At 57.0% G+C, this 15706-nt stretch carries 2 protein-coding genes; one reads left to right on the forward strand and one right to left on the reverse strand.

The window, feature by feature from the left end; translation table 11 throughout:
• Positions 1-13: 13 nt before the first annotated feature.
• Positions 14-13852, reverse strand: coding sequence for an Ig-like domain-containing protein (locus tag CWS43_RS06350; RefSeq protein WP_101076078.1), 13839 nt, complete (start codon positions 13850-13852; stop codon positions 14-16).
• A 650-nt stretch (positions 13853-14502) separates the two neighbouring features.
• Here CWS43_RS06350 and CWS43_RS06355 point away from each other — a divergent pair.
• Positions 14503-15687 carry an MFS transporter gene (locus CWS43_RS06355; protein WP_198555784.1) on the forward strand — a complete coding sequence of 395 codons (1185 nt, stop codon included), beginning with the start codon at positions 14503-14505 and terminating at the stop codon, positions 15685-15687.
• Positions 15688-15706 lie beyond the last annotated feature (19 nt).

The following is a 15706-nucleotide window of genomic DNA, read 5'->3' on the forward strand; positions in this document are numbered from 1 at the left end:
CTCTGATTGACCATTAGCTTTGCTGAACGTGCAACCCGTGTTGTACCAGTACGTCTCCCAGCGTATTGGAGGCATCCATTGATGCGTTGTGGTAAACGTCGAAGGTCAGGCCATCTACCGTGCGTTGCCCGGTTTCGTTCCATGCCCCGTCAGTGCCCATTTGCAGATTCACCAGGCTGCCTTCGCCCCCTTTGATGATCACCTCATCCGCCGGGTTATCCTTCACGTTCAGCGCCTCATGCAGGTTCAGTGAAATACTGTTGGTGCCGGAAGTGCCCAGATCGAAGATATCGATGTGCTCGACTTTCAGCCCCAGCAGCGTCAGGTCCAGATGCTGATTGGTGCCCGCCAGCAGCAGGGTATCGACACCGGTTCCGCCGTCGATTTGTGAGAAATCGAGCGTATGAACCGAAATCGTGTCATTACCCGCGCCGCCAACCGCCACGCCGTCCGTTGCCGTCAGGTCGATAGTCACGCCGCCAATTGAGAACGCAGTATCCGCATGGGAAGTGGTATCGGCCGTCGTGGTGGTCGATGAAGACGAACTGGTATCGGCAGTCACCAGCGGATCGGTCAGCGTACTGGCCGCCGCGGTGGTGTCATGCGTTGTCGTGCTGCTATCGGTGGTTGAAGAACTGGTATCTGAGGTATGAACCGCCGCCAGCGTGTGGGTATCGTCCACCGCCAGTGACTGAACGCTCAGAGCACTGGTGTCCGCAGGTAATGTTGACCCGACCGTCAGCCCGACATGTGCATCAAAACCGTTACCGGCTGCATCGACGGCTTTGAGTTCAACAACCGCGCCCAGCAATGCCGCCAGTAATCCTGTCAGACCGTAGCTGCTCAGCAATGCGCTGCTGAACTTGACCGTCCACGAACCGTCAGACTGTACGGTGCCTGCCAGCGTATTGCCCAGTAAGGTGACGCTGATGAGGCCGCCTTGTGCAATATTGCGGCTGGTACCGCTCAGGGTCAGACCCTGCCCGCCCAGAATGCCGCCAACAACCCCCAGCGTCAGTCCGAGAAGCGGGTTCAGCGCCGCCAGTGGCAGTGCGTGAGTAATGACCGTCAGCGCGCTGGACGACGTCGCGATATTGCCCACCGCATCGGTCACCACAACAGAAACCTGCGTTGAGCTGTCGGCAATGCCTTTCAGCTCTGCCGATGTAAACGGCACGCTCCACACACCGTTAGTGATGGTCCCGGTATGGGTCACCGTACCCACAGTGACACTGACGGTGCCGTTCAGCAGGTTAGATGTCCCGGTGATGTTGGTATTCACACCCGCTTCGGCCGCATTCAGATAATGGTCGCCGCCAAACAGCGTGTTGACCACCAGCGTTGGCAAGGTATGCGTCCCCACCGCCGCCGTTGCGCTGCCACTCACCGCATGACCGGCGGCGTTGGTAACGGATGCGCCAACATTGAGCGTACCGTCAAGCAGGTTTGAGAGTACCAGCTGCGGAACGGCCACGCTGAAGGTGCCATCCGCTTTCACCAGCGCCGTCAGAACATTACCGCCGACGTTAATACTGACCGTCGAACCCTGTGCGTTAGTCGTCGTCCCGCTGATGGTTTGCGTGAGCAGCAAATCGGCCGCATTCAGCAATCCGTCACCAAACAGGGTATTGAGCGTAATGGTCGGCAGTGACTGAGAGACAATGCTCAGCAATCCGCTGGCGTTAGCCGGGTTACTCGCTGCATCCGTGAAGCTGGCGTTCACCGTCAATGTGCCATTGATGATGGACGTCAGATCGGTGGTCGGGACGGTCACGCTGAAGACGCCACCGGTGCCGACCGTCGCTGCATAGCTTTTGCCATTCAGCGTGATCTGTATCTGAGCCCCCACCGCGACGTTGGTGGCAATACCGCTGATGGTCTGGCCGGTCAGCAGGTCAACCACGTTGAGTACGCCGTCGCCAAAGATTGGGTTCAGAACAATCGATGGCAGGTTGTGAATAATGACGCCAAGACCGACGTTGCTGGTCGCGGTATTCCCCACCGTATCCGTGACGGTCACGGTGATGCCCAGATTGCCGTCACTGAGCAGTGCGAGCTGAGCTGGCAGCAGTGCGACGGAGAAGGTTCCGTTACTGCCCACCGTTGCGGTCAGATCAGGCGTCAGCCCCGGAACATGGATAGTGACCGTTTCGCCCAGATACCCGTTGGTGATTGTCCCGCTGATCGCTTGCGAAGACAGGGCTTCCGTGGCACTCAGAATACCGTCAGGCCCAAAGATTGCGTTGAGCACAATTTTCGGCACGGCGTTGACGATGGACGTCAGCGAGCCACTGGTGCTGCCAATGTTTCCGTTGCTGTCAGAAACCGAAACACCGACGGTGAAGGAGCCATCCCCCAGCGCTTTCAGGTCGCCCGGTTGCAGGGTCACGCTGAATGCACCGGTGCTGTCTGTCGCGCCCAGGAAAGTTTTCCCCCCGAGAGTGACGGTGACCTGCGTCCCGGTCGCCACGCCGCTGACCGTACCGCCAATGACCTGCGCCGTCAGCGCGTCCGTCGCGTTGAGCAGGCCATCACCCAGTATTGACGTCAGGGCAACAACCGGCCTGACCAGATCCAGCACGGCGTTGGCCGTTGCCGTCCCCGGGTTACCCGCAGCATCTGCCACATCCACGCTGACAACGACCGAGGTTCCGGTCAGCGTCGAGAGAATGGCCGGCGATACGTTCACGGAGAAATGACCGGTGGCATCCACCACGCCATTTACGATCTGACTGCCGATATGCACCACAATCGCCGTGTTCGCTGCCACATTGGAGATGGTACCGCTCACCACCTGCGTGCTCAGCAGGTCATTAATATTCAGTACGCCATCACCGAATACGGTGTTGAGCACCACCTGAGGCAGGTTGTGGATAGCGATCCCCACCGGAATATTCGTACTGGTGGTGTTCCCCGCCACGTCGGTCAGGGTAATTCCCAGACTCAGATTTCCGTCCGTCAGTAACGCCAAATCTAACGGCTGAATATTGATGTTCCAGGCCCCTGCCGTCACGGTAGTGTTGTATGTTTTACCACCGAGCGTCACGGTCACTGCTGTGCCGTCTACCGCCGTTGCCACCCCGCCAATGGCCTGAGTAGTCGCTGATTCAAGCGCATTGAGCAGGCTGTTGCCGCCAAAGATAGGGTTCAGCGCACCCAGCACCGGAACCGTTTTGACGACATCAAGGTTTAGCGTTTCAAGTTTGAAATTGCCTGAGGAGTCGGTGATGGTCAGCTCAATGACCTTAGCCCCGTTCGTCAGCGCGCCGAGAACCGCCGCAGGCACCGTCATTGACCACAAGCCGTTAGCACCGACAACCGCAGACAACGGTGTACCGGCAATGGTGGTGGTGATAATGGATCCTACCCCTGCCCCGATGGCTGTCCCGCTGAGCACCTGCGCCACCTGAGATTCCGCCAGATTAAGGTAGCCGTCGGTCAGCCCCAGACCGCTGGTAAGAGACAGATCCAGCACGTGGTTAAAGAAGATATTCAGACCGGTGCTGACACTGGTGGTGTTACCCGCAGCATCCATGACCGTCGCCGCCAGCGTCAGCGTGCCGTCATTGAGCAAACTGAGCTGCCCTGGCGTCAGGCTAACCGCCCACAGGCCGCCCGGCTGAATGACCGCCGTTGTCAGCGGACTTCCACCGAGCGTCAGGGTCACGGTCTGCCCGTCAGCGCCAGAGGATGTCCCGCTCAGTAAGACCGTACCCAGCGCCTGCACCAGATTGAGAACGTTGTTGCCAGCCACCGCATCAATACCCAGCAGCGGTGGTGCGGTATCAACCGTAATCGGATGCGGCACCGCACTGCCGGTGTTACCCGCCGCATCCGTCAGGGTTGCGGTGATAACGTTGTTTCCGCCTGTCGCGGTCTGCGGTAATGCCTGCAAATCGGCAGCCGGTACGCTGACCGTCCATACGCCCGTGGTCACATTCGATGTGACAGTGGCGGTATAGGTTTTACCGTTCAGCGTGACGGTGACCACACGGCCCACATCCGACAGGTCTGCCGTACCTGAAATGGCTTGTGCCGATTTTGACTCGGTATTATTCAGGATATCGTCAGTTGCAAAGGCGTTGATGGTGACGGTTGGTGCGGTGATATCCACCAGCACCGTTTGTATGGCGCTGGTTACCGGGCTCGACGTTGTCGCGGTAATCGTTGTCGTGAGGCCATCCGTAAACTCGCTGGCTGCCACACTTAGCGTCCAGACACCCGCAGTGACGGTTGCCGTATGCTGATTTCCTCCGACAAAGACCGTGACGACCGTATTATCCGGAACACTAATCGTTTTACCGGACACGGTGATATTCACCGGGTTGCCGTCGGCTACGTTAATGATGTTATCGCCGGTCACCGGATCGATGCTCAGCGTTGGCGTAACAGGAACACTCAGGTTAACCGTAATTGGCGCGCTGGCCGCCGGCGCAGCGTTACCCGCCACATCGGAAACAGAGGCACTGACAGTAGTCGCACCGGCTAATGTGTTCAGCTCAGCCGAGGTCAGTGTCACACTCCAGGAGCCATCTGCCAGAACCGTGGCGTCATGGCTGATACCGCCCACCGTGACCGTCACTTTCTGCCCGGCCTCAACGTGGGTTGTCGACCCGGTAATGGTTTGCGGGCTCAGGCTTTCGGTGTAATTCAGGTCAAACCCGGTTCCGGCAAAGGACGTTACGCTGACCGTCGGCAGCAGGGTTACCGCAATGCCGACGTTAGCCGAGGCCGAGCCGGAGTTACCGCCCGGATCCGTTACCGTGACCACCACGGTCTGAGCGCCCTGCGCCAGCGTGGCGAGCGCCGCAGAGTCCAGCGACAAGGACCAGTGCCCGGTGCTGTCAACCGTACCGTTGGTAAACGTCTGACCCGCAATCAGGACTGAAATAGTTTGCCCTGCGCCAAGGATCCCGGTAGTCCCGGTCAGTGTCTGGGTACTTCCGGCTTCAGTCGCATTCAGATGACCATCAAGGAACGGCGTAACGATTGTCACGTTTGGCGTCGTCACAAAGCTGGTAAATGGCAGGGTTGTTGGTGTGCTGTTACCCGCCGCATCCGTGACCGTCACATTGATATCATGGGTGCCATTGCCCAGCGAATTGAGGACACCGGCAGGCAGAGAGACCGTCCAGGCACCGGTGAGCGGATCAACGGTTCCTGTGTAAATCGTGCCACCGACGTCAATGGTCAGTTTCACGTTTTGGTTGTTACCGGTGATGCCGGTATTTCCGCTGATCACATTGATACCGGCCGCTTCACTGATACTGAGAATACCGTCACCAAATGGCTGGCTGATGGTCGGAACCGGCGCAGAAAGGTGTGAGGTAAAGTTCAGCGTTGCATCCGTATGGTTACCGACGGAATCCGTTGCCGTGACGGTAATCAAGTGAGAGGCCGTAGCCAGCCCCAGCGTTGCCAGTTGAGTTGGGGTCAGGGTCAGGCTCCAGAGCCCGGTGGTCTCATCAACGGTTGCCGTAAACGGACTTCCGGTCATGCCAGCAATAGCCACACTGACCGTCTGCCCGGCACCGATGACACCGGTTGTCCCCGTAATTGTCTGCCCACCGGTAAGCACTGAAGCTTCCGAAATATTCAGCGTTCCATCGCCAAATGGCAAATCGATGGTCGGCGCAGGCAGGGAGTGAATCTGCACCCCGACAGAAACAGGCAGTACCGAACTGTTACCGGCGCTGTCAGTTACCGTGACCACGACAGGCCAGGTGCCGTCCTGTAAAGCCAGAAGTTCCACCGAGCTGAGCGACACACTCCAGGTACCGGCAGCGGCATTGACAAGCACCGGTACAGCATTACCGTTAATCACCACCGTTACAGTCTGGCCTGCGCTGGTGATCCCGGTCGTCCCGGTAATCACTTGCCCTGCCAGATCGGAGGCCTCATCAAAATTCAGCACACCGTCAGTAAACGGCACGTTAATGCCTGCGACAGGCAGAACGTGCGTCAGCGCGGTAAAATCAAGTGAGCCAGCGCTGCTGCTGGTGTTCCCTGCGCTGTCGGTTGCCGTCACCGTAATGGTGTGTGACGCATCGGTCAGCCCCTGCAAGACGTTAGCCGGAGCTGTCGCCGTCCACACGCCGTCAGGGCCAACGGTTGCCGTCAGCGTCGTATTATCAATTTTCACCGTGACAGTCTGGCCGGCACCGATAATACCGGTTGTCCCGGTGAGAATCTGAGCAGCCCCTGCCTCTGTGGCATTGAGGATGCCGTTGACAAATGGCGTATTGATGGTCGGTATGCCTGGCTGGGTCAGCTCAACATCCAGGCTCGTACTGGACGATGCCGGGTTATGGCCCGCATCAGAAGCCGAGACGCTGACCTGCACCACGCCGGTGGTTAAACCGCTGAGCGCGCCAGGGGCGACTATCACGGTCCAGCCCAGGCCATCTGAATTCACCGTGCCCGGAATAGGCTGCGCCAGCCCCGGGATAGTGACCAGTACCGTTGTACCGGCCAGCAGCCCGCTGCTGGTCCCTGTCAGGGTAATGCCGGCCGTCGCTTCCGCGATATTCAGCACGCCGTTGCCTGTAATCGTATCGATAGTCAGCGTTGGCAGAGAATGCGTGGCCAGCGTGAAGCTTGCCGACCCGTTAACACTATTATTCGCGGCATCGCTGACGCTGACGTTGATGGTTTTGGTGCCATCGGAGGTGACAGCCTGCACATCTGCGCCAGGGATGGTCAGGTTCCATGCCCCAAAATTGTCCGCAGTGGTCAGATAATCCTTACCGTTAAACGTAACTTTTACCGCCAGGTTCGGATCCGTTGTCCCGCTGACCGGCACGCCGAGAGCGGCTTCGGCCAGATTGATGATGCCATCACCGCCAGTCGCTACCGTCACGCTCAGCGACGGAGCAAGGGTATCGACAGTGACGTTATGGATTGCGGTTGCCGGATTTTGCGCCACATCATTCGCCGTGGCGGTAAAGACGTTATTGCCCGAAGGCATAGCCTGAACCTGCGCAGCCGACATCGGGAAGCTCCAGCTACCATCAGCCTGCACTGTGGCGGTAAAGGTCGCCGTATAGTTTTCACCGGTAACCACCACCGTCACAGTCCCGTTTACCGGGACATGCGTTGAGGTACCGCTGATGGTCATCCCCTGGTTGTGTTCCAGCGCATTGATTTTATCGTCGCCGGACACCGCATTGATTGTCAGCGTCGGCAGGTCACCCGACTGGGCAATGACCGTGACATTGTGCGTTGCCGACGCCGGGTTCTGCGCCAGATCGGTGACCGATGCGGTCACGGTCAGTTGCCCGTCAGACAATCCCGTGAGCGCTAATGCAGGCACGTACGCCGTCCAGGTACCGTCCGCATTGACGGTAGCAGGGTACGCTGTTCCATTGAAAACGACGGAAACAACCTGATTTTCTTCGACATGCGTGGTGGTACCGGTGATCGGGACAGAGCTCCCTTTCTCAAGGGCATTGATATAGTCATCTGCCGAAATAGAGGTAATCGTCAGCGTTGGCAGGTTTGCCGCTGCCGCATCAACGCTGAACGAATGGGTTACCGTCCTCGCGTTACCGGCTGCATCCGTAATGGTCGCAGTGAACGTATAAGTCGTATCCGTCAGTGACTGAACGACAGAGCTTGGCAGTGTGAAACTCCAGGTGCCATCCGGCTGTACCGTCGCGGTATAGGTTGTGTTGTTGAAATTCAGCACCACAGAAACCGTCTGCCCCGCATCCGGGATATCTGACGTCCCGCTGATCACTACCGGTTGCAGGGTTTCCGCCGCATTGATGATGTTATCAGTGGCGACCGGGTCGAAGGTCAGCGTTGGCAGCGTGTAATCGACTGTAATCGCGCTGCTGGTTGTGCCCACGTTGCCGACGCTGTCAGTTGCCGTGACCAGCACCGTTTGCGGGCCTTCCGGTATGGCCTGCAAATCAGTTGCGCTGATGGTGACCGACCAGACGCCGTTAGCATCCACAGTAGCCGGGTGCGCAACACCACCACCGATACTGACCATCACCGTCTGGCCTGCGCCCGTAATGCCCGTTGTCCCGGTCAGAGTCTGGGCGGAATCGGCTTCATCACGGTTGAGGAAAGTATTATCAAACGGCGTGTTGAGTGACGGCACTGGCGGATGCGCAGCAACAACGGTGTAGGAATGCGTTGTCGTCACCGAGTTACCCGCCTGATCCGTCAGGGTCGCGGTCAGCGTATAGCTGCCGTCTGCTACCCCCGTGAGGGCACCGGCAGGTACGTTAACCGTCCAGGATCCGTTGCTCTGCACAAGCGCCTGATAGGTTTCACCGTTAAATTGCAACGTGACCGTCTGACCGGCATCAATCTGACCGGCTGAACCGGAGAGCGCGATTACCCCCGCCAGCTCTGGCCCGTTGAGAATATTGTCGCTGGTGATATTGGAGATTGAGAGCGTCGGCGGTGTGAAATCAATATTGACCGAACCGTTCGTTACGCCCGTGTTTCCTGCGGCATCCGTCACGGTGACCTGGACAGGCGTCAGGCCTTCCGTCACACCCGTCAGAGTGCCCGCAGGGACAGTCACCGTCCATGTCCCGTTGGTCGCCACAGTGCCGGTCAGGGTGTGGCCATCGATCACCACACTGACCGTCTGACCATCACCGGTTACACCGGTAGTCCCGGTGAGTGTCTGCGCAGCCGCAGCTTCGGCGGTGCCCAACAGCCCGTCGCCAAACGGCGTGTTGATCGTCGGTACCGGCGCATGGGCATAAATACCAATATCCACCGTACTGGTGACGGTACCCAGATCGGTGCTCACCGTGGTGGCGATCACATGGCTGGTGCCATCCGCCAGGCGCGCAATATCCCCCTGAGGAACCGTGACACTCCAGTTCCCCAGTGAGTCAGTCGTCGTGATATAGGATTTCCCCCCCAGACTGACTGTGACGACACCCGTATTAGGCGGCACATTATGCGTCGAGCCACTGATGATGACATCAGACAGTGCCTCTGAGGCACTGATCTTGTTGTCACCGGAGATGGTATCGATAGAAATGCCACCCAGAGTCGCATCTACAGTAATCAGATGTGCGGCGTTTTGCGGGTTCTCCGCCGCATCACTGACGCTGGCCGTAATGATATACAGGTTATTGCCCAAGTCCTGCAGATCAGTTGCCGGAACAGAAACACTCCATGCACCACTGGCCTGCACAACGGCGAAGTATTGGTGGCTGCCCAGCATAACCGTCACTATCTGGCCCGCTTCCACGTGGGTGGTGGTGCCGCTTATCAGCTGTGCTGTCTGCTGTTCCGCACCACTCAGTACATCATCACCGGCGAAGGTCGTAATACTCAGCGTCGGCAGTAAAGCCGGATCGGCCGCCAGCGTCAGAGGTTCAGTCGCCGTTGTCGTATTACCTGCCGCGTCAGACAGCGTCGCGGTCAGGGTATACTGACCGTTAGCAATCCCCGACAAGGCATTGGCCGGAATATCTGCGTGCCATGTGCCATCCGGGGCAACAACGCCGGTATAAATATGCCCGGCGATGGACACGGTTACCGTACGTCCGGCTTCACTCAGAGACGCAGTACCGGTGACTGACAACAATCCACCGGCCTCAAAGGCGTTCACAATGCCATCGGCCGTCAGCGGATTCACCGTCAGCGTTGGGGCGACGGTATCAACATTCAGCGGCACCGTAATGTTGCTGGTATTTCCCGCCGCATCGGTGACTGCAACCTGCACCGTCGTCGGGGTTTGCCCCAGTGACGTCAGCGCAGAGGAAGGTATCGTGACGGAGAATGAGCCATCACCGGCTACCGTCGCGGTATAAGGCTGCCCGCCCAGTGTCACAATGACCGTCTGCCCGTTGCCAGACACGCCGGTATTCCCGGTCAGTGTCTGTGCGACGGCGGCTTCGGCGGCGTTGAGAATGCCATCGCCAAACGGTGTATTCAGGGTCGCTGCCGGCAAATTGTGGATGATCACGTTCAGCACATCGCTGCCGCTGACCAGGTTCCCCGCCGTATCTCTGGCACTGGCGGTGATCGTGTTCGGGCCGTCGTTTAACGCCGACAGATCCGCAGCGGATACCAGTACACTCCAGCCACCACCCACGCCAACGTTAGCCGTGTAGGATTTACCGTTGAGGATAATCGTTACCACGCCGTTTACCGGCACGTTAGTTGAAGTACCGGTAATCGTGACACCGGCTGCCGCTTCAAAGGCATTCAGCTGATTATCACCGGCAACGGTGTTGACCGACAAACCGCTCAGCTGATTGTTTACCGTAATATTTTCACTGTCGCTGGCCGGATTGCCTGCCTTATCAACCACAGTGACATTTAACTGCGTCGACCCATTGGCCAGAGCCGTAAGGCTTGCTGACGGAATGCTGGCGCTCCAGCTACCATCAGCCCCCACGGTGGCAATGTAAGCGATACCATTGAGCGTGATGCTCACTAATTGCCCGGCCTCGACATGCGTCGTGGTGCCACTCACCGTCTGCGAGGTTCTTTGTTCAGCACCATCAAGAATGTTGTCACCAGCGAATGCATTCAGTGTGACCGTCGGCGCGTTAGCCGGATCAGCCACCAGCTGGACATTCGATGTCACGGTCGTGCTGTTGCCTGCGGCATCAGAAAGCTGGACGGTGACTGGATACTGGCCATCCGCAACGCCCGCCAGCGCCCCTGCGGGCACGGTGATACTCCACTGACCATTGGCCCCCACGATGCCGACGTAAGTCTGGCCGCTCAGCGTGAGAATAACGTATTGCCCTGCCTCAGCGATCCCCGTCGTGCCGGTCACCACAATATCTGCGGCCGCCTCAGCGCTGCTGATATACCCGTCGCCACTGACCGGATTGACGGTCAGCGCCGGCGGTGTGAAATCTACCACCACCGTTCCATTGAACGTTCCTGAATTGCCTGAGCTGTCGGTAGCCTGTACCACAATCGCATTATTGCCTGACGGCAATGCCTGCAAATCAGCCGCCGGGACACTGAGGCTCCAGTTACCATCAGAGGCGACAATAGCGTTATAGGTATGGCCGCCCAGCGTGACGGTCACTGTCTGACCACTGCCTGTCTTCCCTGTTGAACCAAACAGCGTTTCCGCCGTTGCCGCTTCGGCAATGCTCAGCAACCCGTCGCCAAATGGGGTACTCAGGCTTGGAGTCGGGTTAACCGCATCATAACCCACTGAAATACTGTTACTTACTGTCGTACCATCCATGGCCTGAACGGTGGCCGTGAATTGCAAAGTCCCCGGCCCCAGGCCAGCCGACTGCAACTCAGCCTGCGTCAGCTGAACCGCCCAGGTGCCATCAGGTTGCACTAAAGCCAGACGGATCAGTACACCGAAATGAAGCGTGACCAGTTCAAAAGTCGATACGCCCAGCGTAGTACCGGTAACCAGCACGCCGTCCACGGTTTCCTGCGCGTTGATGACGTTATCACCGGCGATCGGCGCAATAGAGATACCTTCTTGTGACGAATCCAGGTTAAAGGTATCAGTGGCCGGGTTAGCCACGTTGCCTGCTTTATCAGAAACCGTCGCGGTAATGGTGTGCTGGCTATCCCCCAGCACAACGATATCCGCAGCAGGAATAATGACACTCCAGTTTCCGTTGGCCTGCACGGTTGCCGTGTAGGTGAGCCCGTTTAATGAGATGGTCACTATCTGACCCGCCTCAACGCGGCTGGTGGTCCCGCTTAATTGCTGCGCGGTCTGGACTTCCGCCCCGTTGATAAAATCGTCTCCGGTAAACGGATTGATGCTGATAAACGGTTGCAGGATCGGATCGGTCGCCAGATGGATGGTGCTGATATTGGTCGTCTGATTACCTGCCAGGTCAGTCAGGGTCGCAGTGACCGTAACATCCTGATACTGATTGATCAGGGAACCCGCCGGAATAGTGACACTCCAGGTACCGTTTGGCTGAACCACAGCACCGCTAAAATCGATACCGTCAATATTCACAACCACCGGACGCCCGGCGTCGCTGACCGATGCAGTACCGGTCAGCACCATCGCGGCAGACGCCTCACTGACGCTGATGTAACCATCACCCAGCAGCGGATTGACGGTCAGCGTTGGGGCAACGGTGTCCACATTTAAAGATGTTGTTACGCTGTTATGGTTACCTGCCGGGTCAGTGACCGTCACCGTCACATTGTTAGCGCCCTGCGAGAGATTACCCAGCGCAGAAGTCGGAACCGTCACGGTGAAAGAGCCATCCGCCGCCACAGTGCCGGTAAGATGCTGCCCTCCCAGGGTGATCGTCACCGTCTGGCCGTCGCCGGTCAGGCCGGTATTACCGGTCAGCGTCTGGCTGGAGGTGGCCTCATTGGCAGAGAGCGTATTGTCCCCTCCAAACGCCGGATTCAGCGTCGGCGGAACGCCATGTGTGGCAACGTTGAAGGATGAACCCTGACTGATCGGGTTGCCCTGCGTATCCACCATGCTGACCGTCACCGACGTTGTGCCGTCGCTGAGGGCCTGCAAGGCAGAAGGTGGAATGCTCAGGCTCCAGCCACCGCCTGCGGTTGTGTTGGTGTGATAATCCACGCCGCCGATGATCACGGTAATCGGGGTGCCCGTGGCGACATTAGCCGCAAGGCCAGAGATCACCAGCGCGCTTTGCGCTTCAGTGGCGTTAAGCTGACCATCGCCGGAAATGGCATTAATGGTCAAAATGCCCGCGCTGTCGTTGATCATGAAACTTTCTGGTGTTGACGTCGTGTTACCCGCTTTATCGCTCAGTGAAGCGGTCAGCGTGTAATCGCCCTCGGCCAGTGCAGAGACGATGGCGGACGGGATCGTGACAGACCATGTGCCATCGGCCCCCACGGTAGCGCTGTAATGCACGCCGTTAAGCACGATATCAACGGAACGTCCGGCCTCGGAAGCCGACGCGGTACCACTGATAACCAGCGGCTGCTGATGTTCATTGGCATCGAGAACGCTATCGCCATCGACCGGATTGACCGTCAGCGTCGGTGGCGTGGTATCGACCACCACGGTGACGCTTTTGGTGATGCTTTCACCTGCCGTATTGGTCAGGGTGACGGAAATGACATAAGTCCCGTCAGCGAGTGTTTGCAGTTCACTGGCTGAAAGCGGAACACCCCAGTTCCCGCTGCCGTCAACCGTCGTAGTGAAACTTTTGCCATTGATAGTCAGCACAATGGTGCTACCTGCGGCAGCATTGGTCGTCGTACCGCTGAAGTTTTGCGTGCTTTCAACTGCGGAGCGGTTGAGGGTGTTATCGCTGGCAAAGGTCGCCAGCGTCAGGGTTGGCGTTTGCCCTTCAGGATTTCCCCCAGGATTTCCCCCAGGATTACCACCCGGATTTCCCCCAGGATTTCCCCCAGGATTACCACCGGTACCACCGCCGCCATTACTGCTGCTGCCCCCACCACCACCGCCGCCACCGCCTGCTGCAATTGCAATACCGGCACCGAGCGCAACTACGCCTAAAATAGTCGCTAAAGCTGCGGTGCTAAAAGTGGAAGAGTCGAGAACCAACGCCCCGACCTCAGGAATGGTTTCATAAGCGGGAACGATCGGGACCGCAGCCGCCGTCGCGCCGGTATCGATAAATGCGGCATGCTCAATCGGATGCACGCCGTCATCGAAAATCAGCTCACTGTCTGTGTCTTTACCGTCTGTATTGAAGAAGCTGTGATAGCGGACAGTGCTGCCATCTTTCATGTGGACAATCAAATCGTTACCCACACGTTCATAACTGGTGACGGAATCACGCGCCGCATGGATACGGACGATACTGGCCTGATTGAGGGTGACATTTTGACTGGAATTGGAAACCTGGGAGATTACCGAACCGTCTTTGCGGGAAAGAATATCAATAACAACGCTACCGTTCTGAGCCATATGGTACCCCTATTACGCCAGTTGTTATGCACACACGCGAACCGCCCCTCGGCCTTTTTTGAGTAAAAGGCGGTCTGGCATGTATGAAGACCATTAATAAAATGGGTTAACTTCCAACTGGTGTTGGGGAACGTCATAGACTACAAAACGAACAAATAAAAGCGCCGCTAATGCATTGAGATCTTTTTTTATGACTTCTATGATTTATCGTTCCGGCATATTTTTGCCCAAAACTCCATAAGTTATATGCATGATTTAAGTTAAGTGCCATAGAAAAACATAATCATTGAGATAAAAAAAATTCATTAAAGAAGTACGAAAAGTGAGTTTGACGCGTGCTGGATCCTGATCTAGCTAATCCATCGACCCAATAATTTCATAAAAAACAATATTATATAAATTTTACGCAAGAGCATAAGCAGGGTCATTATTAATAAAATCAATCATTAGCCACAGAGTTACCCATCAAAATGACTTACCAATTGTGTGACCGCCTTTTAGATTTTTTAGTACCGGTGCGTTCCTGAGAAAAAGTATTTAAGATTATGCGCAATCACAGGAACTTAAGCTTTCTGATAAAGTGCCCGGTCAGTCAGGCGGGTGGATACTGAGTCAGTCTTTTTTATATACCGAAAAGGAATTTTTCCGAGATGTCTCACGACCCGATAACCGCGCAATCATCGTCAGCAATTATTGCAACCGGCGCTGCACAACCCGGAGTCGCGCAGCAACATGCGACGCGCATTATTTTTCTGCTTTCCGGCTTTGCGATGGCGGCCTGGGCTCCGCTGGTGCCTTTTGTCAAATTGCGGCTGGCAATCAGTGACGGAACGCTGGGGCTGCTGCTGTTATGCATTGGGGCTGGCTCGACATTCTCGATGCCGCTGACCGGTTTTATGACCGGAAAGCTTGGCTGCAAGACCGTGATTTTGATCGCCAGTATTCTGCTTTTGCTGGCTTTACCTCTGCTGTCACTGATGGATAGCATCACCGGTATGGCGTTGGTTCTTCTGGTGTTCGGTGCCGCTATCGGCATGATCGATGTGGCGATGAATGTGCACGCGGTGGTTGTAGAAAAGGCCAGCGGACGCGCAATGATGTCGGGGTTTCATGGTTTTTTCAGCCTGGGCAGTATTTTTGGCGCAGTGGCTGTGACGGGTTTGCTTTTTGTGGGCCTGACGCCTTTTCAGTCTGTCATGCTGGTCGTCGTTTTGCTGGCAATACTTGTGACCATAACCAGCCCGCATTTGTGGCGGGAAACTCGCCACGACGGTGACGGGCCAATGTTTGTGCTCCCTCGTGGCTGGGTGATTCTGCTGGGTTTTTTATGTTTTGTGATGTTTATGACCGAAGGTTCAATGCTGGATTGGGGGGCTCTGTTCCTGACCACTGAACGTGGCGTGTCGGCACATCAGGCCGGACTGGGCTACGCTATTTTCTCAGTAGCCATGACCGCAGGACGTCTGGCGGGCGATCGCATCGTCAGCGCACTCGGGCGTTATAACGTGCTGATGTACGGCAGCCTGTGCGCAACCTGCGGGCTGATACTGCTGACAGCGGTTGATAATTTGTGGATCGCCGGGCTGGGCTTTGTCATGATCGGCTTTGGGGCATCAAACCTGGTACCGATCATGTTCAGCGCGGCGGGAAACCAGACGTCCATGCCCGCCAGTATGGCGATTGCTTCCGTGACAACGCTGGGCTATGCCGGTATTTTGGCAGGCCCGGCGCTGATTGGTTTTATCGCGCAGGTCAGCAGTTTATCTGTTGCATTAGGGTGCGTGGCGGCAATGATGCTATGCGTCACTGTCTGTGCCAAAGCGGTCGTCCGATAAGAGAGTGATAACAAGAATG

The organism is Rahnella sp. AA (assembly GCF_002834385.1).
In the GTDB taxonomy this organism is placed as follows: Bacteria; Pseudomonadota; Gammaproteobacteria; order Enterobacterales; family Enterobacteriaceae; genus Rahnella.

Coding starts and splice junctions, on each gene's coding strand:
- CWS43_RS06350 (WP_101076078.1), bottom strand. CDS start 13,852: ATGGCTCAGAACGGTAGCGTTGTTATTGATATTCTTTCCCGCAAAGAC.
- CWS43_RS06355 (WP_198555784.1), top strand. CDS start 14,503: ATGTCTCACGACCCGATAACCGCGCAATCATCGTCAGCAATTATTGCA.